The sequence below is a fragment of the Brachybacterium sacelli genome (assembly GCF_017876545.1).
Taxonomy (GTDB): domain Bacteria; phylum Actinomycetota; class Actinomycetes; order Actinomycetales; family Dermabacteraceae; genus Brachybacterium; species Brachybacterium sacelli.
Genome location: NZ_JAGIOD010000002.1, coordinates 263,163 through 288,577 on the forward strand (window position 1 = coordinate 263,163; position 25,415 = coordinate 288,577).

The window sequence follows — 25,415 nt, forward strand, 5'->3', positions numbered from 1 at the left end:
GGAGGTCAGCTCTCGACGGCCGGGAGAATATCGGGGTTCTTCTCGAGCCAGGCCGCCACGGCCTCGGCCTCCTCGCCGTCGCCGTAATCGTTGACCAGGAGGTTCTCGAGGGACTCGTACTCCTGGTCGCTCAGGGCGATGCCGGCGATGTACTCGGCGGCGTCGGCGAAGTCCTCCTGGAAACCTGCACGTGCGAGGACATGCATCGTCTCCGGTTCCCCGAAGGCGAGCTGCGGATCCTCGAGGGCCTTCACCGGGTAGGTCTGGTTCGCCCAGAACGGACGCCAGAGGGTGACCACGATGTCCTCCTGCTCCGAGATCGCGCTCTCGAGCTCCGTGAGCATGGCGGCGGTCGAGGAGGTGAGGAACTCGAAGCCCTCCTCCAGCCCGTAGGCGGGCATGACGGAGTCCTCCACGGCGGCGGTGAGACCCGCGCCGGATTCGATGCCGACGAGGCGACCCTCGAACCGTGCCGGATCCGGGGCGAGCTCCGTGATCGAGGCGATGTCGGTGTATTCGGGCACCGCGAGCATGTTCATCGCCCCGGAGTTGTAGGTCACGAGGTCCTCGATGTCCTCGCCGTACTCCTCCATGTAGGCGGCGTGGGTGACGTCGGGCCAGGCCGAGGAATAGATGTCGACGTCACCGTTGGCCAGCGCGGTGAACAGGAGCGCGGCATCCGAGAGGTTCTCGAACTCGATCTCGTGGCCGAGCGCCTCGAGCCGGTTCGCCAGCAGGTGCGCCATCGCGACGGTGTCCGACCAGGACTCCATGTACCCGATGGTGATCGGGTCGCCGGCGCCCCCGCCATCGGCGCTCGAGCAGCCCGCGAGGCCGAGGGCGGCCAGGCCGCTGCCGAGCAGTGCGCTTCGTCGTGTGATCGTCATGTCTCTCCTTGAAGGGGTTCGTGCCGGGTGGTGAGGTGCGACCGGTCGGACCCTGCGGGGCCGGTCACCTCGGCCGCGCGTGCGCAGTGCACGCGAAGAGACCGGAGCCCCGCCGTCATGGCGGGACACCGGTCTCAGGTCGGGCGGCGCGGTGGGACCTCGGCCGTCGGCCGAGTCAGCGAGCGCTCATGCGCTCACGCACCTCCCGACCGCGGGGGTCAGGGATGGTCCGCGCGGGTCCCCGAGTTCATCACGAGTAAATCAGGCCTCCGGGGGCTCCGGGATGACGTCCGGGTTCTCCTCGAGCCAGGCCTCCACGGCCTCGGCTTCCTTGCCCTCGCCGAACTCGTTGACGACCTTGTCCTCCAGCGCGTTGTACTGCTCGTCGGAGATCTTGATCTGACTGAGGTAGTCGGCGACCTCGGGGAAGTCCTCCTGGAATCCACTGCGACCCAGGATGTGCAGCGCCTCGGCCTCGCCGAACGCCCCCTTGGGGTCCTCGAGGGCCGTGACGTCATAGGTGGAGTTCGCCCAGAACGGCGTCCACAGGGTCACCACGATGTCCTCCTCCGCGTCGATCGCGCTGCCCAGCTCGGTGAGCATCGCCGGGGTGGAGGAGGTGACCAGCTCGAAGTCCTCGTCGAGCCCGTACTCGGGCATGACCGAGTCCTGGGTCGCGCTGGTCAGACCGGCTCCGGACTCGATGCCGACGATACGGCCGCCGAAGCGATCGCCCTGTCCGACGAGCTCCTCGATCGAGGAGATGTCGACATAGCCCGGGACCGAGAGATTGAGCTTGGCACCCTCGTACCAGGCATCCAGATCCTCGATCTTGTCCCCGTACTCGTCCATGTAGGCCTTGTGGGTGACCTCGGGCCATCCCGACGGGTTGATGTCGACGTCGCCCTCGGAGAGGCCTGCGTAGAGCAGACCGGCGTCGCTGATCTCGGTGTGTTCGATCTTGAAGCCCATCGCGGTCAGACGGTTCTCCAGCAGGTAGGCCATGCTCAGGCCGTCCGACCAGGAGGAGATGTAGCCGAGCTTGATGGTGTCGCCGGCGCCGCCGCCGCTGTCGCTGCCCGAGCCGCCGCCGCTGCCGCCGTCGCCGCTGCCGCCGCAGGCGGCGAGGCCGAGGCCCATCAGGCCGGCGCCGCCGCCCAGCATCGCGGCGCGACGGGAGACGCTGCTGCGGGGGAGTGTGAGTCGTCGGTACGTCATGATCGGTGTTCCTTTCACGGGGTGGTCGTGCATGGATTCGAGGAGGTGCTCAGGCCGTGGCCCTGCGACGGCGAGCGGCGCTGATCACTCCGACCAGCGAGGACGGGTACTCCTTGGGGTTCCCGAGAGCCGCCGTCATGCGGTCGAGGAAGACCGCCAGGATCACGACGGAGAGGCCGGCCTCGACGCCCTGCGGGAGGTTCTGCGTGGAGACGGCGTCGGTGACCTCCTTGCCCAGGCCCTCGGCGCCGACCATGCCCGCGATGACGGCCATGGACAGCGAGAGCATGATGACCTGGTTGACGCCGGCCATGATCGTCGGCACTGCCAGGGGCAGCTGGATGCCGCGCAGGATCTGCCACGGCGTGGCGCCGAAGGACTCGCCGGCCTCGACCGTCTCGGGGTCGACCTGCCGGATGCCGAGCTCCGTCATGCGCACGCCCGGGGGCAGCGCGAAGATCACCGTGGCGAACAGTCCCGGGGCGTAGCCCAGGGAGAAGAACAGCACCGCGGGGATCAGGTAGACGAAGGCGGGCATCGTCTGCATGAAGTCCAGCACCGGGCGCACGATGGCGCTGACCACCTTGTTCGAGCCGGCGAGGATGCCGACGGGTATCGCGATGATCACCGCCACCAGCGTGGCGATGATGACCTGCGACATCAGCTGCAGCATCGCCTCCCACTGCTCCAGGGAGAGCACCAGCAGGAAGCCGACGATGGTCACCAGTGCGAACTGCCAGGAACGCACCACGTAGGCGAGCACCGCGAACACCACGATGGCCAGCAGCGCCGGCACGGCGATCAGCCACTCGGCGAAGTGCTCGATCGGGAGGGCCATGCCCGCCTTCGCCGCGTCGAAGAACTCGGCGAAGGTGCTCTTCAGCCAGCTGAGCCCCTCGTCGGCCCAGTCACCGATCGGGATGTGCGGGAGGATGCCGCTCTCGTCATCGGGATTCATCGGGCGTCACCTCCATCGGTGTGGTCGTCGGTACTGGGCTCGGCGGTTTCGGCACTCGGATCCGGGGAGGCAGCCGGATCCTGCGGTGGTTCGAGGTCCTCGGCCGGCGCGTCGGTGTCGCCGCGCTTGTCCTCGTTCGCCTCGCCGACGGCGGTGAGCAGGGTGACGCGCGGGATGACGCCCTCGAAGCGGCCCTCGTCGTCGACGACGACCAGTGGGCTGCGGTTCTGCGCCGAGGCGGCGAACAGCTCCGCCAGCGGGGTGTCCTGCGAGACGATCGGCATGCCGTGCTCGTCGGACCACGGGAGCTCGTTGCGGCCCTCGCTGACCGCGTGGGCGACGTCGTCCTCCCACAGCACTCCGGCCGGGGTGCGGTCGCGCCTCAGCACGATCAGCCAGGAGTTCTGGGTCTCCCGCAGCAGCTTGTGCGCGGTGCGGGGCCCCTGGGCGATGCCGAGGGTCTCCGGCGGCTGCTCCATGATCGAGGAGGCGGTGAGCACGCGGGAGCGGTCGACGTCCTGGATGAAGCGGGCGACGTAGTCGTTGGCGGGCTCGTTGAGGATCTCGTCGGAGGTGCCGACCTGCACGATGCGGCCGTCGCGCATCATGGCGATCCGGTCGCCGATGCGCATGGCCTCGTTGAGGTCGTGGGTGATGAACAGGACCGTCTTCTCCAGACGCTGCTGGAGCTCGATGAGCTGGTCCTGCATGTCACGACGGATCAGCGGGTCCAGCGCGGAGAAGGCCTCGTCCATCAGCATGATGTCGGTGCCGGCGGCCAGTGCACGGGCCAGGCCCACCCGCTGCTTCATGCCGCCGGAGAGGTTGTCGGGGTGGTAGCCGCCCCAGCCCTTCAGGCCGACCATCTCAAGGGCCTCGGCGGCCTTCTTCTCCCGCTCCGGGCGGCTCATGCCGCTGATCTTCAGGCCGTAGGCGGCGTTCTCGCCGACGGTGCGGTGGGGGAGGAGGGCGAAGTGCTGGAAGACCATGGAGATGCGCTGGCGGCGCACCGCGCGCACCTTCGCGGGGGACATGGACGAGAGCACCTCGTCGCCGATCCGCAGCTCACCCGCGGTCGCGGGCAGCAGCCCGTTGACCATGCGGATCAGCGTGGACTTGCCGGAGCCGGACAGACCCATGACGACGAAGATCTCGCCGGGGTCGACGCTGAAGCTCGCATCGATCACCGCTGCGGTGAGTCCTTCGTCGCGCAGTTCGGTGCGGGACCGCCCCTGCCGGAGCGCCTCCACTCCTCGAGCGGGCCGTCGACCGAAGACCTTGTACAGGCCGTCGGCGGTGATGACTGGTGGCACTGGGGCTCCTTCGTCGGTAGACGTTCGGCAGGTGCGGACCGGCTTCCCTCTGCCTGGTCCCCCTCCTGCAGGGCACCGGTCCGACATGTCATGATCGCGCCTCTTCAGAGGCTCGGCAAACGGTCCGCGCCCAGGAACAGGGCTTTCATCCCCGGTCAGGTGCGGTCCCGAACGGTGCGCCGGTGCGGCGGGAGCGTTCGGGAAGTCCGTATGGCCTGGGATGACGCGGCAGGCGCTCGGACCAGCGTCCGGGCATCCGGACTGTCGGACAATCCGGAGATAACTATTCGGTCACGTGCGCATTTCCGCGGCGCGCTGCGGCACCGGTGATGATCTGCGGCACGTTCCCCGACGGCCGGGCCGTGGGCCGACGGGACGCGGCGTGAGTCAGGATCGGGTCGGCAGGGTCTCGGCGAGGACGTCGCGAGTCTGCTGCCACGCGGCCTCGGCCGACGGTGCGTGATACAAGGACGGGTGCGGGTTGTCGAAGGCGTGGCCGCCACCCTCGTGCAGGGCGAAGCGCACCTGGTCCCGGGTGCCACCGGCGGTGACTGCCTCACGGATCTGCTCGACCGTCGCCGGCGGGATGAAGGCGTCGGCGGTGCCGAAGTGGTGCAGGCTCGGCACGGTGACGTGCTCCGCGAGGTCCAGCAGCGTCGGCAGCGCCGAGCCGTAGTAGCTCACCAGCACCGACGGTGCGCGCTCCTCGAGGGCCGCGGCAGCGGTGGTCGCGAAGGCGAGTCCCCCGCCGTAGCAGAAGCCGAGCAGGCCGACCCGTTCGGAGTCGACAGCGCCCTGCGCCCGCAGCGCGTTCAGGGCGGCGAGGGAGTCGGCCACGGCGCGGTCCCACGGCAGCTGCTGGGTCAGGTCCATTCCCTCGGCGAGCCAGGCCTCGGCGTTCTCCCCGTCCTCCAGGCCCACCACCGGCGGGTCCAGGCGAGCGAACAGCTGCGGGGCGAGCACCGCGTAGCCGAGGGCCGCGAGATCCGCGCATCGCTGCTGCACATAGGCGGACAGCCCGAAGATCTCCTGCAGCACCACCAGGCCGGGCACCGGCTGCTCGAGGTTCTCGGGCAGCCAGAGCAGCCCGGGCAGGTCACCGGCATCGGTCGGGATCTGAGACGTCATCGCACTCACAGCGCGACTGTACCTCGGGCTGCGGCGGACCCTGGGTCAGACGAACAGGGCGAGCGCGTAGACCGCGAACAGCACCAGGTGGATCACCCCGTGGATCGACCTCGTGCGGGGGGCGGCCGTGGTGACCGCGGAGACGACGAGGGTCGCACCGAGCAGGAGCAGGTTCACCCAGGACTCGGCGAGCACCACCTGCTGCCCGGTGAGGAGCCCGATCACCAGCACGGTCGGGATCGTGAGGCCGAAGGTGGAGACCAGGGCACCGTGGCAGAGATTGACCACCCGCTGGATCTCCCCGCCCAGCGCCGCACGGACTGCGGTGATCGACTCCGGGGTGAACACGATCATGGCGATGAGCACGCCGCCCAGCGCGCCGGGCGCACCGAGTCGGGCCAGACCGTCGTCGAGCAGGCCGGCCATGTCGTGGGAGAGGAGCACGATGGGCAGCACGGTGGCGACCAGGAGCAGGGCGCGGGCCAGCAGTTCGCGGTGATGGGTGCGGAGAACCGCCGCGAGGGGGACGGATCGCGCGTCCTCCTGGGCGGGGTTATCGTGCTCCGTCGCGACGCCGACCTCCTGGAAGTCCGCGGCGCGGACACCGGTCTGGCGCCACAGGAAGGCCCCGTAGAGCACGACGGTCGCCACGGCGACCACGGCAGCCTGCACCGGGGCGAAGGAGCCGTCGCCGCCGACAAGCGCGGGCAGCGCGAAGGTGAGGCCGCCGAGGGCCGTCAGCAGCACGAGGTAGGTCGCGGTACCCGCGCGGTTCGCGGTCAGGCCGCCGTGGCGGATCCCCGCCGCGAGCAGGCAGATCCCGAGCGCCAGGTTCATGATGATCATCGAGACCGCCATCACCGAGTCGCGGGCGATGGTGGCGTGCTCGCCCGGGCCGAGCATCACGGCCGCGATCAGCACCACCTCGATCACCACGATCGAGAGGGTCAGCACCAGAGTGCCGTAGGGGTCGCCCAGGCGGTGCGCGAGGGCCTCGGCCTGCTGCACGACGCCACCCGCGGCCACCACGATGACCGACACGATCGCCGCCAGCAGTAGGAGCAGGACGGGCCCGGACAGCGCGCCCGGGTCAGGGGCGGCCACGACCATGGCCGCGACGGACGCCCAGCCGAGCACGAGGCGCACGAGCGCGTCGGGGGTCAGGAGCGTGGGGAGCAGGCGACGGCCGGTGAGGGCGGGGGAGCGGTCGGGCGACGGCACGGTGTGCGCCTCCAGTTCCGAGGCCGTCCTCGCCGGAGTCCCGGCGACCGGGTCGTCCCGGCCGCGGCGCCGCCGATCCGCGGGCGACACAGCTCCCACGGTAGGTGACCGGGAGCGGGAGGTGAAGCGCTGGTGAGCGACCTGACCGCACCTCGGGGCGGGTCGGTCGCCGACCGGCCCGCCCCGAGGTCCCCTGACGGACGACTCCTGACGCGCACCGACCAGTACCGAGGAGCACTGACGAAGGCAGTCCCGCGGCGCGGTCTCCCGGCTCGGGCGATCCGGGAGACCGCGCACGGTGATCTCGCGCGGTCATCTCGTGCGGATCTCCTCCGCACGACGCCTCTCGTCGGTGGTCCGGGTTACCTGTCCCGGCCTCCGCACGAAAGGACGCACCGGAGACACCGTGCCAAAAAGTCAAGGAAAGGTCAAGGAAGCGTCATGGATCCATGGCGTCGGAAGGTGTGCGCCCGGACGTCGGATCGCCTGCTAGAGTCGCCGACCACTGACACGGGGTGCCGTCGACCGACGACGGCTGAGAACACACCCGTCGAACCTGCTCTGGTCTGCACCTGCGAAGGGATCGTCACTCATGACTGCCAGCACGCCCGGCATCCGACTCCGGCACGCCCTCGAGGTCCTGCGCGAGCGCAGCCCGCTCGTCCAGTGCCTCACCAACACCGTCGTCCAGCAGATCACCGCCGACGTCCTGCTGGCCGTCCGCGCAGCACCCGCGATGGTCGATCATCCGCGCGAGGCGCCCGTGTTCGCCGGTGTCGCCGATGCGCTCCTGGTCAACATCGGGACCGTGACCCCCGGCCAGGTCGAGGCCATGCCCGCTGCGGCCCGCGCGGCCGGAGAGGCAGGGGCGCCCTGGGTGCTCGACCCGGTCGCCGTCGGCTCGTTACCCGTACGCACTCCGCTCGCCCACGAGCTGCTCGCCCTCGGCCCCACCGCCGTCCGGGCCAACGCCTCCGAGATCGCGGCCCTGGCCGGCGAGGGCGCCGGCGGCCGCGGGGTCGACGCGACCGACTCCGTCGAGGCCGTCCTGCGCGCCGGCCGCGACCTGGCGCGCCGCAGCGGCGCGGTGGTCGCCGTCTCCGGCGAACGCGACGCGATCATCTCCGCCGATCGCACCACGGTGCTCACCAGCGGGGACGCCCTGATGCCCCGGGTCATCGGCACCGGCTGCTCCCTCGGTGCCGTGTGCGCCGCCGTGCTCGGTGCCACTCGTGGCAGCGACCTCACCGCGCACGACGCGGTGCTGGCCGCCCACGCCCTGCTGGGTGCCGCGGGCACGGTCGCGGCCCGGTCGGCGCAGGGCGTCGGCTCCTTCGCGGTCGCCTGGCTCGACGCGCTGGACACCCTCACCCCCGAGGACGTCGTGACGCTGGTGGGGATCCAGGAGGATCCCGAGACGGCGGGGGTCATGGCGTGAGTCGGGCGTCGCTGCGCGTCGCGCACGCCGTCGACCTGCGCCTCTACCACGTCACCGACTCCGTGCTCTCCGGCGGTATCGACGCCGTGCCCGCCGTGGTCCTCGCCGCCGTGCGGGGTGGGGCAGGCATCATCCAGCTGCGGGACAAGCACGCTTCCGACGCCGATCTCACCGAACTGGTCCAGGAGTGCCGGCGCCTGCTGCGCGGGGGACTCGGCCCCCGCGCGGCGCAGATCCCGTTGGTCGTCGACGACCGGCTCGCCGTCGCCGAACGGATCCGCTGCCACCTGCACGTGGGCCAGGGCGACGTGCCGGCGCGACGGGCCCGCGAGGTTCTCGGTGACGAGCTGATGATCGGGTTGTCCACCGGTACCCCTGACCAGGTGCGCGAGGCCCTCTCCGAGGGATCGGCCGATGTGCTGGGCATCGGCCCGGTCCGCGCCACCGACACCAAGGCCGACGCCGCCTCGCCCCTGGGCCTCGAGGGTCTGGACGCCTGCCTCACTCCCTGGGTCGCGGCTCGCCGTGCGGCGGGAGGAGCAGGGTGGGGCCTGCCGCGCACGGTGGCCATCGGGGGGATCGACGCTCCGCTCGCTGTGCAGCTGGCGGCGAGGGGCGTCGAGGGCGTCTGCGTCGTCTCCCGGATCGCGGCGGCGGAGGAGCCCGAGCGGGCGGCCTCCGAACTTCTCGCCGCTTTCGACCGTGGGGCGGTCGACCGTGGGATCGTGGCCCGTGGGACTCCAGGACCATGACTCGCCCGGTGCGCGAGGGGCCGCGGGGCCGCCCAGCGTGCGCGCAGCTGGCGGCCCGTGCCGGTCGCGACCCGTCGTGCACTCACCCGAACAGGAGCTTCCCGCCATGCGGCCACCGACCTCGATGACGATCGCCGGCTCCGATTCCGGCGGGGGCGCCGGCATCCAGGCCGACCTCAAGACCTTCACCGCTCTCGGCGTCTACGGCACTTCTGCGATCACGGCGCTGACAGCGCAGAACACCCGCGGTGTCCAGGCCGTGATCCCGATCGACCCGCAGGACGTGATCCGGCAGGTCACCAGCGTGCTCGACGACATCCCGCTGGACGCGACGAAGATCGGGATGCTCGCCTCGGCCGAGGTGATCGCGGCTCTCGCGGAGACCATCGGGAGCCGACGGGTCGCCTTCGGCCACCTCGTGCTCGACCCCGTCATGGTCGCCACCAGCGGGGACGTGCTGCTGCCCGATACCGCGACCGAGCTGCTGCGCGAGCGGCTGCTGCCGCTGACGCACGTGATCACGCCCAACCTGCCCGAGGCGGCGCGGCTGCTGGACGTCCCCGTCGCCGCCGATCTCGACGCCATGGCGGACCAGGCGGAGCAGCTGCGCGACCTCGGCGCCGAGGTCGTGGTCCTCAAGGGTGGGCACCGTGAGGCGGAGGAGGAGGTGGTCGACGTCGTCGCCCACCCCGGGGGCGTCGACCTGCTGCGGGCCGAGCGCGTGCACACCCGGGGAACGCACGGCACCGGGTGCACCCTGGCCGCGGCGATCGCTGCTCAGTACGCCCGGATCGCCCGGGCTCGGACGCCCGGGAACGGAGGGCTTCGCTTCCTGGCGACCACGCCCGACGCGGCCGACGAGATCGGAGGTGCGCAGGCACCCGGTGACGACCTCGCAGCGATCGGGGCCGGACGCGACTTCCTGCAGCGCGCGCTCCGCGGCGGAGCCGAGCAGCAGCTCTCGGTCGCCCCGCAGGACGGGCACGGGCCGGTCGATCACCTGATCACGATCGCCCGCCGCGAGGCGGAGGACTGAGCGCACCGCAGGATGCGCCGCGGACCGTGGTCGGCGGCCTCGCGGTCGACGCCTCTGAGAGGTGGTGAGAGCCCCGGGCAGGCGGCGCCGCCCCCACGGGGGGGGGTGGCGACGCCGCCGGTCCGGGGCGTGATTCAGGCGCTGCGGGCCGTGAGGTGCTCGCCCGCCTCGGGGCCCGGGACGGAGGCCGAGACCAGATCGACCAGGTCCCGGGTGTTGTCGTGCCCCTCATCGGGCACGACGGTGCCCAGGGGCCCGGCGTCGAGGTAGTCGAAGTGCCCAGCAGCGGTGTCGTGCGTGTCGGTGACCTTCATCGGATCCTCCTGGACAAGTAAGGCGATGTTCACTGGTCGTTCATGACCAGATGGTGACCACCATGGCACCACAAACTCGGACTCCGCCGTGTGACACCTGGAAAAAAAGTGGATGCGAAGGGTGGGGAGGAAGGACGACGCGGAGGTCCGGGCTCGGTCAGTGCTCCTCGTCGTTCCGGCGGGGGTCGGAATCGCCGTGGGAGGCGCGGTAGCGGTCGTCCTCGGCATCCTCGTCCGATGTCGAGATGTGGCGGGGGCGCAGCCCGAGGACGATTCCGAGGGCCGCTCCGACCAGGAATCCGGCCCCGGCGCCGATCAGCAGGTTGTCGGTGACCGTCAGGGCGGCCCCGATCCCCACCACGAAGCCGATCATCATGCCGAAGGGCAGCCATGTGGCATCGAAGGAGCGGCGCTTCTGCGGAGTCATGCATCCTCTGTCCGGTCGGGCCCGCGCGCGGTGCGCTGTGGAGCAGGAGGTTTCCAGGGTAGTCCCGGTGCGCGGCGGCGCGCCCGCCGAGCGGTCGGCTCCAGTCCCACGCCACCGCCGCGGACCTGGACCCTCCCGTAAAATCCCTGCGTGACCGCTACCCCCACGACTCTCCAGGCTCTGCGCCGGCCCCGTCTGCTCACGACCGAGGTGCTCGCGGGTGCCGTGACCACCTTGGCCCTCATCCCCGAGGTGATCTCCTTCTCGGTGATCGCCGGGGTGGACCCGAGGGTCAGCCTCATCGCCTCGGTCGTGCTCGCCGTGTCGATGTCGATCCTCGGCGGTCGGCCCGCCATGATCACGGCGGCCGCCGGCGCCGTCGCGCTCGTCGTGGCTCCGCTGGTGCACACGCATGGCGTCGAGTACCTGCTGCCCACCGTGTTCCTCGCCGGGATCGTCCAGATCGTCTTCGGGGTCACAGGGCTGGCCCGCATCATGCGCTTCATCCCGCGCTCGGTGATGATCGGTTTCGTCAACTCCCTGGGCATCCTCATCTTCACCGCGCAGCTGCAGCACGTGCTCGACGTGCCGACGGCGGTCTACCCGCTCTTCGCGCTCACCCTGGTGATCGTTCTCCTGCTGCCGCGACTGACCAAGGCCGTGCCCGCGCCGCTGGTGGCGATCGTGGTGGTCACCGCCATCGCGATGATCGCCCACCTCGCCGTCCCGGACGTCGGCGACCAGGGGGAGATGTCCGGCGGCCTGCCCGGCCTCACTCAGCTCCAGGTGCCGTTGGATCTCGAGACCCTGGGAATCATCGGGCCGACGGCGCTCAGCGTCGCCTTCGTGGGGCTCATGGAGACGCTGCTGACGGCGAAGCTCGTGGACGACATCACCGACACGAAGTCCTCCAAGAGTCGCGAGTCCTGGGCCCTGGGCACCGCGAACATCCTCGCCGGATTCTGGGGCGGCATCGCCGGTTGCGCCATGATCGGCCAGACCGTCGTGAACGTGAAGCTCGGCCGGGCCCGTACCCGCCTCTCCACCTTCATCGCCGGCGTGCTGCTGCTGGTCCTGGTCACTGTGCTCTCGGACCTCATGGCCCAGATCCCGATGGCAGCGCTCGCCGCGGTGATGATGGTGGTCGCCCTGTCCACCGTCGACTTCCACAGTGTCCGTCCCTCGACGCTGAAGCGGATGCCGGTGTCCGAGACCTGCGTGATGGTCGTGACCGTCGCCGTCGTCGTGATCACCCACAATCTCGCGATCGGCGTCGCGGCCGGCGCCGTGCTGGCGATCCTGCTCTTCGCCCGGCGCGTGGCGCACGTGACCACCGTCGACCGGATCGTCGCGGAAGGGACCGCCCAGTACACGGTGCGCGGCCCGCTGTTCTTCGGCAGCAGCAACGACCTGGTCGAGCAGTTCTCCTACGCCGAGGACCCGCCGCAGGTCACCGTCGACTTCTCCGCAGCCCAGATCTGGGACGCCTCCACCGTCGCCGTGCTCGATTCGGTGCAGACCAAGTACGCCGAGCACGACATCGACGTGCGCTTCCTCGGACTCGACGAGCACTCCACCCGCTTCCACGGCCGTCTCACCGGCACCCTGAACTGAGACCGGGCCGGCGAGCGGGTCACCAGGGCAGGACCTCGGGGACCGGCTCGGCGCCGAGCACGTGCTGATCGCAGAACGCGAGCACGGTCTGGTTCCAGGCCAGCGCGTTCGACGGCGTGAGCACCCAGTGGTTCTCGCTGGTCAGCTGCAGGAAGCGGTGAGGCATCGTCTCCGGCGGGCCGTCCCAGGTGGAGACCAGATCCCACCACAGCCGCAGAGCCTCGCTGATCGGCACCCGGTAGTCGCGGTTGCCGTGCGTGACCAGCATCGGGGTGGTGATCGCGCCGACTGCGCGGTGCGGGGAGGAGGTGCGATACCAGTCCGGGTCCTCGTCCTCGTGGCGGTGCACCCGCATCTTCGAGGCCGCGGCGTCGGTGGTGCGGTGCTGCTGCTCGAGCGCCCACAGCCCGGCGTGGGTGACGATCGCGTCGAAGCGGTCCGTGTGCCCGGCGATCCAGTTCGCCATGAACCCGCCGAAGGAGGCTCCGAGCATCGCGGTGCGGCTGCCGTCGAGCTCCGGCCGGGCCAGCACGGTATCGAAGAGCCTCTCGCACTCGTGGAAGACGACGTCGGGCCGACGCGGCCAGCCACGATTCAACCCGGCGTCGCCGTAACCGGTGGACATGGCCGGATCCGGCATCAGCACCGCATATCCGCGCTCGACCGCGAGCCACGGGCACCAGCGCCAGCTCCAGGCGTTGTAGGAGCCGTGCGGCCCGCCGTGGACCCAGAGCATGACCGGGGCCGGCTCCTCGGCGGTGGCACCCCGCGGCAGGCACAGCCACCCGCCGACGACCACGCCGTCCACGTCGGCCCCCACCCATTCCAGGGTGCCGGGCAGGTCCGTGACAGTCCCCGGGGCGGGCAGCTCGCGCGCTGCGCCGTCCATCGCGATCCGCACCGGGCGGGCCGGAGTCGCCACGTCGCTGCGCAGGGCGAGCACCGACCCGTCGGGAGCCGGGGCGAGAGCGCTGAAGACTGCGCCGTCCGCCACGGTGCGCACGGCGCCGGTGTCCGGGTCGACCGTGAGGATCGCCCCGGAGGAGTGCAGGTCACCAGCGACCAGCAGGGTGCCGTCGTCCGCCCACTCCACGTCGCCGATGCTGAGATCGCCGAGCCGCGCCGTCACCGGGTCCCCGCCGCCGATCGGGTGGATCTCCAGGCGGCTGTAGCTGGTGTCGGTCGGGGTCGAGGTGGTCGAGCGGATCACGGCCAGACGCTGCCCGTCGCGGGAGAACAGAGGGCTGCCGTACTGGGCGTCGTCGTCCGCGACGAGCAGCGCGCTGCGGCGTAGCGTCGCGGTGTCGATCAGCGCGATCGAGCTGCGGGTCTCCCCGCCGCGCACGCGCTGGGTCCACGAGGTGGCGACCGTGGCGCCGTCGGGGGAGAGGTCCGCCGAGGCGGAGTAGAGGGTGACGGTGCCGACGTCCGGGGTGAGGTCGGTGAGGTCCCCCTCGGGTGTGACCAGCACCAGGCGGCGGCTCCGGTCGCCGATCTCGTGATCCCACTGCCGGATCGGCATGCCCGTGTGCCAGATGGTGGTCTGCTCGGCGTCCTTGCGAGCCTTCCGACGCTCGGCATCGTCCTCGAGCGTGCCGCCGGGCAGCACCTCGGTCGCGCCGAGCAGCATGCCGTCATCGGCCACCGCCAGCAGACTGAGCCCGCCTGGTGCTGAGGCGACGACCTGGGCCTCACCCGTGCGCGGCAGGCGCCAGATCGCGGAGGTGTCCTCGTCGCCCTCGTTCTGCGGATCCGGGCGCGCCGAGCTGAACAGCAGCGAGCCGTCCGGGGCGAAGACGGGGGAGCTCTCGCCCTTCTGCGAGAAGGTCAGGCGCCGCGCGGGCCGCTCGCCGGCGGTGTCGAGCTCCCAGAGCGAGGAGACCAGCTTCGCGCCGGGCTCGTCGGCCTCCTGGATCGCCGCCACCGCCCGGCCGTCGGGACCGGCGGCCAACGAGGCCAGGCGCGGGATGCGCAGGAAACCGTCGACGTCCGAGAAGTCGGTGAACCCGGCGGGGTCCGGGGCCCCTGAGGGGCCCGACGAAGGAGTCGGTGCAGCCGATCCGGAGGACGTGGGGGACTCAGGCACGGGGGTGGGGTGAGACACGCGTGTCACGGTACCGCGATCGCCGCGTCGCGGACCGTGGTCGGTCCTCAGTGCCCCCGGCAGGATTCGAACCTGCGACACCCGCTTTAGGAGAGCGGTGCTCTATCCCCTGAGCTACGGGGGCCGATCGGCCCGTGGGCGGCGACATCCGTCGTCACGCAGGCCGCAGACATCGTAGCGCCCCATGGGAGGATCGCCCTATGCCGAGCCAGGAGCACGAGACGACCGCCACGACCACAGCGATCATCTTGGCGGGTGGGGCCGCTTCCCGCCTGGGTGGCACCGACAAGACGCGTCTGCGCATCGCGGGGGCCACGGCGCTCGAGCGTGTGCTGCGCGCCGCCCCCGAGGGGCAGCGGATCGTGGTCGGACCCGACCGGGACGACGGTGCCGCACTCTCCGCACGTCACGGTGCCCGCTTCGTGCTCGAGGACCCGCCGCGCTCCGGTCCGCTGGCGGCGCTCGCCCGCGGGGTCTCTGCCCTCGACGAGGCCGCGCCCGGGACCACCGTTCTGGTGCTCGGCGGGGACATGCCGCTGCTGCGCTCCGAGACCCTCGCGGGGCTCGCCGCGACGAGCCGGTCCGAGCAGGCCGTGACGGCGCTCGCCGCGGCCGACGGTCGGGTCCAGTTCCTCTGCGCCGCGTGGCCGCTGGAACGCCTGCGCCACGCCCTCGCCGAGGTCGAGCACTCCGGCGGCGGCTGGGCGGATCTCAGCCTGCGCCGCCTCTACGGCCGGTTGGGTGAGGACGAGATGGTCACCCGGCGGGCCAGCGGCGCCGAAGGAGCTGACATCGACACCCCGGAGGCCCTCGAGGACGTGCGCCGATCCGCGGGGCCCCGCATCGCCCTGGCGCAGATCGAGGTCAGCGAGGACTACGAGGTCACGGCCGAGACCGTGCGCCGAGCGGTCGCCGAGGCCGCGGGTGCCGGCGCTCACCTGGTCGTGCTGCCCGAGGCGACCCTGACCCCCTTCGGCACCGACCTGCGCGCCGCGGCCGAGACGCACCATCCGGACTTCGCCCGACTGATCCAGGAGCTCGCGACCCGCCACGACCTGGTCGTGGTCGCGGGGTCCTTCACTCCGGCCGACGCCGGACGCGTGCACAACACCCTGATCGTGCGCGCTCCCGAAGGAGCGCCCGGGGGCGAGGCTCTCGAGTACCGCAAGATCCATCTGTTCGACGCCTACGGGACGCGCGAGTCCGACACCGTCGCGCCCGGCGACCAGCTCGTCACCCTCGAGCTCGGCGGCGCCCGGCTCGGCCTCGCCACTTGTTACGACGTGCGCTTCCCCGAACAGTTCACGGCGCTGGCCCGGCGCGGCGCCCATGCCGTCCTGCTGCCCCTGGCCTGGGCCGATGGTCCCACCAAGAGCGAACAGCTGCGGCTGCTGCTGCAGGCCCGCGCACTGGATTCCACCACCGTGGTCCTCGCCGCGGATCAGGCCCCACCGCCCGAGCATCGGGGCCGTGCCCCGCGCGGGATCGGCCAGAGCTCCGTCATCGGCCCTCTCGGGCAGATCCGCCAGGAGCTCGGTCGGGAGCCCGGGATGCTCCTGCTCGATCTCGATCTCGCCGAGCTCGAGGCGGCTCGCGAAGCCCTGCCGGTCCTCACGCACACGGTCGCCCTGCCCGAGGAGTGAGCACGCCGCCCGGGGGTGTCGGGGCCGCTCGACCGGGCGAGTGGCCGCGACCAGTCCGGGCCTGCCGTGCACCGGGGGCTCGCCATCTACCTGGGACGAGCCATTCCCCTGCGCTCGCCGTGCTCTCCGGGGCCGTCTGCGACCTCCCTCCCCCTCCAGGCCACCAGAAGAGGGGCTGGCGTAGCCTGCTGGCGTGATCGCTCTGACCAGCCGCCCCACCTCAGTCCGCCCCACGGCGCTGCTCGCGCTCGCCGCAGCCCTGGCGCTCACCGTCGTGGCGCTGCTCCCGCTGCCGGCTCAAGCCCACGACACCCTGATCGAGTCCGATCCGGTCGACGGCGAGACGCTCGCGACCTCCCCCGAGGCGATCACCCTGACCTATTCCGCGGACGTCCTCGAGGTGAGCCCGGTGGTGCGGATCGCCGATGCGGACGGCGAGACCGTCGCCGAGGTGACCCCCACCGTCGACGGACCTGCCGTGACCGCCGAGCTCGAGGAGCCGCTGCCGGCGGGCGACTACTCCGTGCAGTGGCGTGTCGTCTCCAGCGACGGCCACCCGATCGAGGGATCCTTCGCGTTCACCGTCGAGCAGGACACCGCCGGTGCGGCGGGGCCGAGCGACGGCGGGGGAGCCGCTCCGAGCGATGCCGGAGGTGGCGACGAATCCGCCGCGAGCGATGCTGGGGGCTCGGACGCCTCCGACGATGGTGCCTCCGAGGAGAGTGCGCCCGCGGAGTCCGAGGGCGGGGGCTCCTCGATGCCGCTGCTGCTCGGCATCGTCGGCGTGGCGGTCCTCGGCGTCGCGATCGCAGCCTTCTTCGCCCTGCGCAAGCGCGGCTGAGAGCGGGCCGGCACGTCGTCGGCGCCTGGCTCTCTCGCGGTACCCCGTGACCCCAGAACGTACGGAGCGCCGCGGGACATGGAGAAGCCCCCGATGCCGGAGCGTCGGGGGCTTCTCGCCGTTATTGGGGAGAGGGGGTCAGTTGCCCTTCTCCTCGTCGCCACCGCCACCGAGACCGAACTTGTCGCGGGCGGCGTCGGCACCGGAGTCCACGTGCTCGTCGACCTGATCCGGAGTGCGCTCCTTGATCTGCTCGGTCGCCGCGTCGATGCCCTGCTCGACCTGGTCGGAGTTCTCTCCGGCGAAGCCCTTGGCCTTGTTCAGCGCGTCATCGAAACCCATGATCGGTGTCCTCTCTTTCGCGGAACCGCCCCGTGCAGGGCGACGCGGTCAACATACGACGCCCGCGCGCGGTGACTCAAACGTGACCTCGACATCAGCTCGGATCTGACGATTGCTGCCCGCTTTCGCTGCATATCGTGATCAGCCGCGCAATACTGGGTGCGTGACTGTGCATAATTCCGATGTTGACGAGAAGTCCGGGATCTCCGAGGAGGTCGGTGCCCGCGTCCCGCGGGACCGTTCGGCGCGCTGGGACCATGTGCTCACGCTGCTGTCGACCACCAAGCGGCTGAGCGTCGCGGAGGTCGCCCGTGAACTCGGCATCAGCGAGTCCACCGTTCGGCGCGATTTCATGGAGATGGAGCGCGCCCAGCTCGCCCGCCGCACCCACGGCGGGATCGTCGCCGTCGACGTCGCCTACTCGCTGGCCACCGTGCCCCGCAGCACCGACGAGGGCTCCGCGCACCGCGAGCGCGTCGCCGACCGGGCCGCGGCCCTGGTGGAGCCGGGCCAGATCATCGGGTTCAACGGCGGACGCACCACCACCTCCACCGCGCGACGGGCGGTGGCGCGCGGGGACCTCGACTCCCGCGACGGTTCGCCCGGCCTGACGGTGGTGTGCGCCGCTCTCAACATCGCCACCGAGGCGGTGCTGCGTCCCTCCGTGCGCACGGTCGTGCTCGGCGGCGTCGCCGAGCCCTATTCCTTCGAGCTCACCGGACCGCTGGCGACGGCGACCATGCGCGACCTCTGGCTGGACACCATGTTCGTGGGAACCGTCGGGCTCGACATCAATGCGGGCCTGACCTGCAACTCCGACGCCGAGGCCGGGGTCACGCGCATCATGATCGGCCACGCCCGGCGGGTCGTCGGCCTCGCGACGCCGGACAAGCTCGGCCATCGCGCACTGGCCGGCATCTGCCCGGTCTCGGTGCTCACCGATCTGATCATCGCCGGGCCCGTCCCCGAGGATCTGCGGTCCCATCTCGCGGAGACCTCCGTGACCCTGCACGAGGTGTGAGCGCAGGGGCCGCACTCGAGGGCGGGAGCCAGGTGTGAGCAGGACGAGCGTGCGTGCGCGGCACGCCTGCACGAGGTCGGGCCGCGACGCCGGTAGCGTGAGGCACCATGTGGAGACTCCTGCGCGGCAAGAAGCGCCCAGACAGCACGGCGGAGGACGCCGATGCTCGTGGCGACGCCCTGTCGGCCCTGGCCAGCGAGCGTCGGGACACCTCGCAGCGCACCGCGCAGGACGAGGAGGGCGCCCCCGTCGCGCAGGACGAGGCTGAGGCACCGTCGTCCCCGGGCCGAGACAGCACCGCCACCGGCAGCTACGACGTCGTCGTGGACCGTCACCTCGAGGAGGTCGGGGCCGGGATCGCGCCCGAGCAGGACGAGGACGACTTCCCCGCCGAACCGCGCGAGCACCGTCCGCTCAGCCGCGAGGACCTCGTCGCCGACGCCCTGGACCGCTGGGCCCAGCAGATCACCGGCGGTGTCACCTCCCCGTCCTTCCTGACCCAGATCCGTGCGGGCTCGACCGTGCTGGACCTGACCCATTCGCATCCTTCGGGCCTCGCGCAGCTGCTCGCCGGGCGCGGTCCGACGCGACTGTCCTCCCTGGTCCGGGAGGTCGGAGCCCTCGCCGATGCACGCGCCCATGCCCGTACCATCCGCGAGATCGCCGAGCGGCACGCGGAGGAGGTCGGGCTGACCACGTGCCACCTCGGCATCGGCGAGGCGACCTGGTATCCCGAGGACGGCTCCGCCCCGATCCACGCCCCCGTCCTGGTGCGGCCGATCACGCTGCGCCTGCGCGGCAACGCCCGGGAGGACGTCGACCTCGAGGTCGACACCACCGCCGACCTCAACCCGGTGCTGCTGCGCTCCCTGCGCGAGGCCGGGGTCGCCGTCGATGCCCGGGCGCTGCTGGCGACCACCGACGGCTCCCACGGCTTCGATCCCACGCCCGTCCTCGACGCATTCCGCTCCCTCGGCCAGCCGCTGCCGGGCTTCCGCATCACCCACGCCCTCGTCGTGGGGAACCTGATGGATGCCGCCGGCTCCGTCGCCGAGGACCTCCGCGAGGACCGCGCCGACTGGGTCTCCTCCCCGCTGGTGGCCGCTCTCGCGGGAGACTGCGGAGCCCAGGCCGTCGTGCGCGGCGACGAGGCCGAGCAGGAGGTCCCGGAAGTGCCGGAGGACGAGCTCGTCTCGGCCGTGGACCCCGACCACCGCGCCGTCCTGGCCCGGGTGCTGGCCGGGCAGGACCTCGCCGTCGCCGCCCCTCCCGGCACCGGGAGTCTCGGCCTGGTCGTCGACCTCGCCGAGGAGCTCAACGCCCGCGGTCGCAGCGTCCTGATCGTCTCCCGGCGCCGCCGCAACCTCGCCCAGCTCCTCGAGACCGCGCAGCGCCGCGGTCTCGAGGAGCTCGTCTTCGACCTCTCCCCGGATCCGTCCCTGCAGCGCAACGCCTCCGCGGCCCTGCTGCGCAGCCTCCGTCGCGCCGGCTCCCACGGCCTCGGACCCGACGACACCGCCCCCGCGGAGCTCGGCGAGATGCGCGACATCCTCACCGGCCACGTCGAGGCCATGCACCGCACCCAGCAGCCGTGGAACGCCTCCGCGCACGATGCGATCTCCGCGCTGGCGGCCCTGACCCGTCTGCGCCAGGCCCCGCGCACCCAGGTGCGGCTGCGGGCCGACGTCGCCGCCCAGATGGTCGGCGAGGACCGGGAGCGCTTCACCGCGGCGCTGCGCGAGGCCGCCGAGGTCGGGCTGCTGACGACGGGGCCGGAGGAGACCGCCTGGTACGGCGCCCCGATCAGCTCCGACACCCAGGCCGCCCGGGCCGAGGAGCTCATCGACCAGCTGCGCGAGGAGACCCTTCCCCAGCTGCGCGCCGTGTACGCCGAGACCGGCGGCGACCTCGGGCTGTGCGAACCCACCACCCTCCACGGGCTGACCGAGCGGCTCGCCCTGCTGGATCGAGTGCGCGGCCTGCTGGGCACCTTCCAGTCGGCCGTGTTCTCGGCGCAGCTGGCCGATCTCGTCGCCGCCACCGCGGACAAGCGCTGGCGGGACGAGCACGGGGTGGCCATGGGCTTCGGCCTGCGCCGCCGGCTGCGCAGGGACGCGGCCGCGCTGCAGCGACCGGCGTCGCTGTCCCCGGATCTCCACCGCGATCTCACCGAGGCCCGCCGGGTCGCCGACGACTGGCGACGGGCGGCCGTGGGCCGGGAGACGGACCCCTCCGCGGAGGCGTCCTCCAAGCTGTCGAGCCCGGTGCTTCCCGCCGACCTCGACCGGGCTCACCGGGCCGCTGAGCGCGCGCAGCGGATCCTCGACGAGCTGGCCGTGCTGTTGGACGGGACCCCGGCCGGATCCGATCTCGCCCGCACCGACATCGACGAGCTCGAGCATCGCGTCGAGGCGCTCGCCGCCGACCGCGCCGACCTCGAATCCCTGCCGCGGCGCACCGAGCTGCTGCGCCGGCTCAGCTTCGACGGCCTCGGGGACCTGGTCGAGGACCTCCGCGCCCGCCGCGTGCCGCACGAGCAGGTGGGCCCCGAGCTCGAGCTGAGCTGGTGGCGCAGCGTCCTCGAGCTGATCGCCGGTGCCGAGCCCACCATCTCCCAGTACGACGGCACCTCCCTCTCGCAGGTCGCCGAGCGGTTCCGGCGCCTGGACGCCGAGGATCTGGCCGGGGCGTCGGCCCGGGTGCACGCCGCGGCCGACGAGACCCGCGTGGCGACCATGACCTCCTACCCGGACACCTCGCGCGCCGCGATCGCCGAGCTCGCGCGGTCCTCGACCGTGTCGATCCGGGACCTCGCTGCGAAGTACGAGGACATCCTGTTCGCCGCCCGCCCCGCCTGGCTCGCCTCCCCGTACCTGGTCCCGCAGGTGATCCCCCGCGGCCGACACTTCGACGTGCTGATCGTGGCCGACGGCGGACGCCTGCCGACCGCCGCCGCCCTGCCCTCGATCGTGCGGGCCGAGCAGACCGTCGTGGTCGGCGACCCGCTCGAATACGGCGGCGACGCCGCGCCCAGCCTGCTCGACGACATGCTGCGCATCGCCCCGCACGTCGAGCTGCGGCGCGACGCCCACCCCGCCACCGAGGGTCTGCGCACCTTCACCCAGCGCCGTGCGCTGGTGGGCGAGGTCGTCGCCGTCCCCAGCCCCGTCGTGCCCGAGCCCGACCGTCTGGTGCTGGTGGACGGCGGCCGGGGGCCGGTGACCGAGGGCATGGAGTACGTCGAGAGCACCGAGGCGGAGCTGCGCCGGGTCACCGACCTGGTCATCGAGCACGCCCGCTCCCGGCCCGAACGCTCCTTGGCCGTGCTGACCTTCACCGAGGAGCACGCGCGCCGGCTGATGGAGCGGATCATGAACACGGTCTCCGTGATCCCCGCGCTGCGTGAGTACTTCGACCCCGCGGCCCGCGAGGTGTTTACGGTGCTCTCCGCCGAGCAGGCCAGCTCGATCCTGCGCGACGACATCATCGTCTCGGTCGGGTTCGGCAAGACCCCGCACGGCCGGCTCCTGCACCGATTCGGCCCGCTGTCCGAGGTCGACGGCCGCAAGGCCCTGGCCACGGTGACCACGAGGGCCCGCGGACGCACCACCGTGGTCTCCTCGATCGACGTCGAGGACCTCGATCACGCGCGTCTGCGCAGCGACGGCGCCCGGGACCTGCGCGCCATGCTGTGGGTGCTGCGCGGTGGGCCCGACATCCCGGTGGTGCCGCATGTCGCGGCGCTGACCGGGCACGACGAGCCGATCGACCCGCCGCAGCCGGAGGCGCCGCGCCGCTCGCCCGTCGCCCCCGCCCCGCACGACCAGGGCTCCGAGCAGTCCGGGGACGGCACGAGCACGACGCCGACCCCGGCCGACCCCGTCCCGGGGTCCATCCCGGAGCCCACGACGGACCCCGCCTCACGGCCCGGCCCGGAGCTCGCCGGAGCGCCCGCCGCTGAACCCGCCGGGGAGCAGGACCTCTCCGACGAGGATCTCGATGCCGCGATCGAGGCCGCCCTGGCCCGCAAGGCCACCGGCACCCCGGCCAGCGCGGAGCCGGCGGAGGAGAGCGACGGCACCGGCGAGCCCGTCGGGGTCGTCTCCGACACCGGTGCGCCCGTCGACAAGGCCGTGGAGACCGACTCCGCCGACGCGACCTACTCGACGGCCGGGGACCATGCGGCGTCGTCCCGGACCTCCGCGACGTCCCCGTCCTCCCCGACGTCCCCGTCCTCGGGGGCCGAGGAGCACGCGGACCTGACCCCGGAGCCGGTGGGACCCGCCGTGCCTCCGGCCCCTCGCGAACTCGAGACCGATGCTCTCGTGCGCGATCTCGCCGATCGCCTGTGGCGGCTCGGACTGCTCGTCGAGAGCGATTTCGGGCCGACCTCCGACCGCATCGAACTGGCGCTCGGACACCCGGACATGCCCGGGCGTCTGCTGTTGGCCGTCGACACCGACGGCGCCCGCTACGTCGGCACGTCCAGCCAGCGCGAGCGCGACCGGCTGCGGGCCGAACGGCTCGAAGCGGCCGGCTGGGCCACCGAGCGGGTGTGGTCATGGGCTCTGTTCATTGACCCCGACGGCGAGGCGGAGCGGATCCGTCGCGCCGTGGACCGGGCCCTGCGCCTGGTCCAGGCCGAGGAGCGCTCCGAGTCGCCGACCGGGGTGGGCACCGTCCGCCACCGGCTGCCGCGCCCCCAGGTCCCTGCCGGGCACCAGCTGTCGTTCTACTCCAGCGAGGACTTCGACGCGGTGGTGGAGTACATCTGCTCCGACGGCCGCGCCCGTCTCGAGGAGCACCTGGCCACCGAGGTGCGCAGCTTCCTCGGCTTCGAGCAGCGCTCGGTGCTGCTGGACGTGTCCGTCTCCAGCGCGATCCGTCGCTACCAGGAACGACAGTGACCGAGAAGGGTCCCGACCCCGCTGCGGACGGGGGAACGGTGCGCCGTGGAGTCCCCCCTCGCCGTGTGGTCATCTCCTCGGTGACCGGCAAGCCGATCCCGTGGGAGGACCAGCAGGAGACAGAGCGCGAGACGTTCCCGCGGGAACGTCGGCCCGTCCTCCCGAACCGCGTCGCCGAGGACGCCCCGGAGCCCGGGACCGACGAGACCAACGATTCGCGCATCGCCGGGGACGTTCCGCCCCACTGGGGACGCGGCCGCTGACCCACCGCACAGCCCGTGACCACGGCCACTACGGGGCACGACACCCGCGGGTGTCCGGGCGGCTGACCCTAGGCTGAGTCCATGACGGATGCTTCCTCCACCGCCGGGCCGCCGAGCGCCGCCGTCGCTCCCGAGCCGGCCGTGCCGTCTCATCGCAATGCCCTGGGCAATCTGCTCCGCGGCGCGCTCATCGGGCTCGTCGAGACCATCCCCGGCGTCAGCGGCGGCACCGTCGCCCTGGTCACCGGGATCTACGACGAGCTGATCGAGTCCGGCCACCACGTCACCGCCGCCGCGCGACGCCTGATCACCGGACCGGACCGCAACCAGGGCATGCGCGAGGAGCTCCGCGCCGTCTCCTGGGTCCTGGTGGTTCCCGTGGTGCTCGGGATGGCCACCGCCGTGCTCACCGTCGCGGGCCCCGTCTCGCGACTGGTCGAGACGCACCCGGAGACGATGCGCGCCCTGTTCCTCGGGCTGGTGGCGGGGTCGGTCCTGGTTCCCGTGCGCCTGTCGGGAGGGGCGTGGAGAGGGCCGGAGCTCGTCCGCTTCGTCCTCGGCGGCCTCGCCGGGGTGCTGTTGACCTCCCTGCCCGCCGCGGCGCTCGAGCCGAGCCCGTGGATCATCGCACCGGCCGCGGCGATCGCCGTCTGCGCCCTCGTGCTCCCCGGTCTGTCGGGATCGTTCATCCTGCTCAGTCTCGGGCTCTACCAGCCGACCCTGCAGGCCGTCGACGAACGGGACCTCGGCTTCATCGCCTGGTTCGGCCTGTGGGCCTGCGTGGGGCTGGTCGTCATCGTCAAACTCATGCGTCACCTGCTGACCCGGTACCACCGCGGCACCATGGTGGTCCTCGCCGGGGTGATGATCGGGGCCCTGCGCAGCCTGTGGCCCTGGCAGGACCAGAGCGGAGCGGCGACGGCGCCGGGGGCGGACTGGCCTGTCCTGCTCGCGGTCGCAGTGCTCGGCGTGATCGTGGTGCAGCTGCTGGTCCTCGTCGAATCGCGCAAGGTCGCCCGCGCAGCAGGCGGTGCCCCCTCGGCGCCCGTGCGGAGCACTACGCTGAGGCCATGACCGAGAGCGCCGCTACCCCTCAGACCACGCCCGCCGACGCGCAGGGCCCGGACCTCTCCGGGGTGCGCATCGCACTGATCGGTGCCGGGAACATGGGTGGGCCTGTTGCCCGCACCTTTCTGAGCGCGGGTGTGCGGGCGGAGAACCTGCAGGTCGTGAACTCGTCGGCCGCCAGCAGCGAGCGCGCCGCCGCAGAGCTCGGGGCCACCGCCGCCGGCTCGCGCGGGGATGCGCTCGAGGGGGCCGACGTAGTCGTCCTCGGCGTGAAGCCCTATCAGATTCTCGACCTGGCCTCCGAGGTCCGCGAGCAGCTGCCCGCGGGTGCCGTGGTGATCTCCCTGGCCGCCGGTGTGACGCTCGCGGCGATCGAGCAGGCGCTCGCGGACGGCCAGAGCGTCGTGCGGGCGATGCCGAACACCCCGATCTCCGTGGGGGAGGGAGCCGTCGGCCTGATGCGCGGCAGCGTCGTCACCGACGAGCAGCACGAGCTCGTGCACGCCCTGTTCGCCGGCGCCGGCGTCGCGGTGGATATCACCGAGGAGCAGGTGCACGCCTTCATCGGCGCGGCCGGCTCCCTCTCGGCCTTCGCCTTCGTGATCATCGAGGCGATGACCGACGAGGCGGTGCGCCTGGGCCTCAAGCGCGACCTGGCCGCCAGCCTCGTGCAGCAGACGATGCGCGGTGCCGCCACGATGCTCACGGAGAGCGGCACGCATCCCGCCGTCGCGAAGAACGGGGTCTCCAGCCCCGGTGGCACCACCGTGCAGGGCCTGGCCGCGCTCGAGCGCGAGGGAGTTCGCTCCGGTGTCGCGGCGGCGATGGCCGCGGCCGCGCAGAAGTCCCGGGAGATGACGGGCGAGTGACCCACGGTCGCTGACTGGCGTCATAGCATGCGCTCTGGCATATATGGCACG

At 72.1% G+C, this 25,415-nt stretch carries 21 protein-coding genes and 1 tRNA gene; 11 read left to right on the forward strand and 11 right to left on the reverse strand.

Annotation, left to right across the window (positions count from 1 at the left end; genetic code table 11):
• Positions 1-5: 5 nt before the first annotated feature.
• The 6 genes from JOF43_RS15335 to JOF43_RS15360 form a co-directional block, all read right to left on the reverse strand.
• Complete coding sequence (locus JOF43_RS15335; protein ID WP_209903706.1) at positions 6-887, reverse strand: glycine betaine ABC transporter substrate-binding protein; 882 nt, start codon at positions 885-887, stop codon at positions 6-8.
• A 261-nt stretch (positions 888-1,148) separates the two neighbouring features.
• Positions 1,149-2,105, reverse strand: coding sequence for a glycine betaine ABC transporter substrate-binding protein (locus tag JOF43_RS15340; protein WP_209903708.1), 957 nt, complete (start codon positions 2,103-2,105; stop codon positions 1,149-1,151).
• 49 nt (positions 2,106-2,154) lie between these two features.
• A complete protein-coding gene (locus JOF43_RS15345) occupies positions 2,155-3,063 on the reverse strand; it encodes an ABC transporter permease (protein WP_209903710.1) in 909 nt (302 codons plus the stop codon).
• Positions 3,060-4,376: a quaternary amine ABC transporter ATP-binding protein gene (locus tag JOF43_RS15350; RefSeq protein WP_342592202.1), complete on the reverse strand. Its 1,317-nt coding sequence runs from the start codon at positions 4,374-4,376 to the stop codon at positions 3,060-3,062. The genes JOF43_RS15345 and JOF43_RS15350 overlap by 4 nt, the downstream gene beginning before the upstream one ends.
• 387 nt (positions 4,377-4,763) lie before the next feature.
• The gene (locus tag JOF43_RS15355; protein ID WP_245354695.1) at positions 4,764-5,504 is read right to left on the reverse strand and encodes a dienelactone hydrolase family protein; all 741 of its coding nucleotides are present in this window, start codon (positions 5,502-5,504) and stop codon (positions 4,764-4,766) included.
• 45 nt (positions 5,505-5,549) lie between these two features.
• Positions 5,550-6,815 carry a calcium:cation antiporter gene (locus JOF43_RS15360; protein ID WP_377783755.1) on the reverse strand — a complete coding sequence of 422 codons (1,266 nt, stop codon included), beginning with the start codon at positions 6,813-6,815 and terminating at the stop codon, positions 5,550-5,552.
• Between the two features lie 502 nt (positions 6,816-7,317).
• Between JOF43_RS15360 and thiM the strand changes: the two genes are divergently transcribed.
• The 3 genes from thiM to thiD all read left to right on the forward strand — a co-directional run bounded on the left by thiM (position 7,318) and on the right by thiD (position 9,951).
• On the forward strand, positions 7,318-8,163 hold the full coding sequence (thiM, locus tag JOF43_RS15365; protein WP_209903715.1) for a hydroxyethylthiazole kinase: 846 nt from the start codon (positions 7,318-7,320) through the stop codon (positions 8,161-8,163).
• Positions 8,160-8,915, forward strand: a complete 756-nt coding sequence (locus tag JOF43_RS15370) for a thiamine phosphate synthase (protein ID WP_209903717.1) — start codon at positions 8,160-8,162, stop codon at positions 8,913-8,915. Before thiM ends, JOF43_RS15370 begins: the two co-directional genes overlap by 4 nt.
• Positions 8,916-9,021: 106 nt before the next feature.
• The gene (gene thiD, locus JOF43_RS15375; RefSeq protein ID WP_209903719.1) at positions 9,022-9,951 is read left to right on the forward strand and encodes a bifunctional hydroxymethylpyrimidine kinase/phosphomethylpyrimidine kinase; all 930 of its coding nucleotides are present in this window, start codon (positions 9,022-9,024) and stop codon (positions 9,949-9,951) included.
• A gap of 134 nt (positions 9,952-10,085) precedes the next feature.
• On the opposite strand, the gene JOF43_RS15380 is transcribed toward thiD, so the two are convergent.
• Both JOF43_RS15380 and JOF43_RS15385 read right to left on the reverse strand, forming a co-directional pair.
• On the reverse strand, positions 10,086-10,265 hold the full coding sequence (locus JOF43_RS15380) for a hypothetical protein (RefSeq protein ID WP_209903721.1): 180 nt from the start codon (positions 10,263-10,265) through the stop codon (positions 10,086-10,088).
• A gap of 157 nt (positions 10,266-10,422) precedes the next feature.
• Positions 10,423-10,692: a hypothetical protein gene (locus JOF43_RS15385; protein ID WP_209903723.1), complete on the reverse strand. Its 270-nt coding sequence runs from the start codon at positions 10,690-10,692 to the stop codon at positions 10,423-10,425.
• Between the two features lie 150 nt (positions 10,693-10,842).
• On the opposite strand from JOF43_RS15385, the gene JOF43_RS15390 reads away from it, so the two are divergent.
• The gene (locus tag JOF43_RS15390) at positions 10,843-12,306 is read left to right on the forward strand and encodes a SulP family inorganic anion transporter (RefSeq protein WP_209903725.1); all 1,464 of its coding nucleotides are present in this window, start codon (positions 10,843-10,845) and stop codon (positions 12,304-12,306) included.
• A gap of 19 nt (positions 12,307-12,325) precedes the next feature.
• On the opposite strand, the gene JOF43_RS23195 is transcribed toward JOF43_RS15390, so the two are convergent.
• Positions 12,326-14,410, reverse strand: a complete 2,085-nt coding sequence (locus JOF43_RS23195) for a S9 family peptidase (protein ID WP_342592203.1) — start codon at positions 14,408-14,410, stop codon at positions 12,326-12,328.
• Positions 14,411-14,461: 51 nt separating this feature from the next.
• Positions 14,462-14,534, reverse strand: a tRNA-Arg gene (locus tag JOF43_RS15400).
• Between the two features lie 76 nt (positions 14,535-14,610).
• Between JOF43_RS15400 and JOF43_RS15405 the strand changes: the two genes are divergently transcribed.
• The gene (locus tag JOF43_RS15405) at positions 14,611-16,053 is read left to right on the forward strand and encodes a nitrilase-related carbon-nitrogen hydrolase (RefSeq protein WP_209903727.1); all 1,443 of its coding nucleotides are present in this window, start codon (positions 14,611-14,613) and stop codon (positions 16,051-16,053) included.
• A gap of 193 nt (positions 16,054-16,246) precedes the next feature.
• Positions 16,247-16,894 carry a copper resistance CopC family protein gene (locus JOF43_RS23020; protein WP_209903729.1) on the forward strand — a complete coding sequence of 216 codons (648 nt, stop codon included), beginning with the start codon at positions 16,247-16,249 and terminating at the stop codon, positions 16,892-16,894.
• Positions 16,895-17,032: 138 nt separating this feature from the next.
• Here JOF43_RS23020 and JOF43_RS15415 read toward each other — a convergent pair whose 3' ends face one another.
• The gene (locus JOF43_RS15415) at positions 17,033-17,236 is read right to left on the reverse strand and encodes an antitoxin (protein WP_209903731.1); all 204 of its coding nucleotides are present in this window, start codon (positions 17,234-17,236) and stop codon (positions 17,033-17,035) included.
• A 163-nt stretch (positions 17,237-17,399) separates the two neighbouring features.
• Here JOF43_RS15415 and JOF43_RS15420 point away from each other — a divergent pair, with 163 nt between their 5' ends.
• From JOF43_RS15420 to proC, 5 genes are all read left to right on the forward strand, one after another.
• Positions 17,400-18,257, forward strand: a complete 858-nt coding sequence (locus tag JOF43_RS15420) for a DeoR/GlpR family DNA-binding transcription regulator (RefSeq protein WP_342592204.1) — start codon at positions 17,400-17,402, stop codon at positions 18,255-18,257.
• A gap of 107 nt (positions 18,258-18,364) precedes the next feature.
• Positions 18,365-23,164, forward strand: coding sequence for a DUF4011 domain-containing protein (locus JOF43_RS15425; RefSeq protein ID WP_209903733.1), 4,800 nt, complete (start codon positions 18,365-18,367; stop codon positions 23,162-23,164).
• Positions 23,161-23,427 (forward strand): hypothetical protein, encoded by a 267-nt coding sequence (locus JOF43_RS15430; protein ID WP_245354571.1) that lies wholly within the window; start codon positions 23,161-23,163, stop codon positions 23,425-23,427. Before JOF43_RS15425 ends, JOF43_RS15430 begins: the two co-directional genes overlap by 4 nt.
• Positions 23,428-23,508: 81 nt before the next feature.
• Complete coding sequence (locus tag JOF43_RS15435) at positions 23,509-24,501, forward strand: DUF368 domain-containing protein (RefSeq protein ID WP_209903734.1); 993 nt, start codon at positions 23,509-23,511, stop codon at positions 24,499-24,501.
• Positions 24,498-25,364, forward strand: coding sequence for a pyrroline-5-carboxylate reductase (gene proC / locus JOF43_RS15440; RefSeq protein ID WP_209903736.1), 867 nt, complete (start codon positions 24,498-24,500; stop codon positions 25,362-25,364). The genes JOF43_RS15435 and proC overlap by 4 nt, the downstream gene beginning before the upstream one ends.
• Positions 25,365-25,415: the final 51 nt, after the last annotated feature.

Coding starts and splice junctions, on each gene's coding strand:
- thiD (WP_209903719.1), top strand. CDS start 9,022: ATGCGGCCACCGACCTCGATGACGATCGCCGGCTCCGATTCCGGCGGG.
- JOF43_RS15340 (WP_209903708.1), bottom strand. CDS start 2,105: ATGACGTACCGACGACTCACACTCCCCCGCAGCAGCGTCTCCCGTCGC.
- JOF43_RS15355 (WP_245354695.1), bottom strand. CDS start 5,504: ATGACGTCTCAGATCCCGACCGATGCCGGTGACCTGCCCGGGCTGCTC.
- JOF43_RS15335 (WP_209903706.1), bottom strand. CDS start 887: ATGACGATCACACGACGAAGCGCACTGCTCGGCAGCGGCCTGGCCGCC.
- JOF43_RS15345 (WP_209903710.1), bottom strand. CDS start 3,063: ATGAATCCCGATGACGAGAGCGGCATCCTCCCGCACATCCCGATCGGT.
- thiM (WP_209903715.1), top strand. CDS start 7,318: ATGACTGCCAGCACGCCCGGCATCCGACTCCGGCACGCCCTCGAGGTC.
- JOF43_RS15385 (WP_209903723.1), bottom strand. CDS start 10,692: ATGACTCCGCAGAAGCGCCGCTCCTTCGATGCCACATGGCTGCCCTTC.
- JOF43_RS15425 (WP_209903733.1), top strand. CDS start 18,365: ATGTGGAGACTCCTGCGCGGCAAGAAGCGCCCAGACAGCACGGCGGAG.
- JOF43_RS15435 (WP_209903734.1), top strand. CDS start 23,509: ATGACGGATGCTTCCTCCACCGCCGGGCCGCCGAGCGCCGCCGTCGCT.
- proC (WP_209903736.1), top strand. CDS start 24,498: ATGACCGAGAGCGCCGCTACCCCTCAGACCACGCCCGCCGACGCGCAG.
- JOF43_RS15380 (WP_209903721.1), bottom strand. CDS start 10,265: ATGAAGGTCACCGACACGCACGACACCGCTGCTGGGCACTTCGACTAC.
- JOF43_RS15415 (WP_209903731.1), bottom strand. CDS start 17,236: ATGGGTTTCGATGACGCGCTGAACAAGGCCAAGGGCTTCGCCGGAGAG.
- JOF43_RS15405 (WP_209903727.1), top strand. CDS start 14,611: ATGCCGAGCCAGGAGCACGAGACGACCGCCACGACCACAGCGATCATC.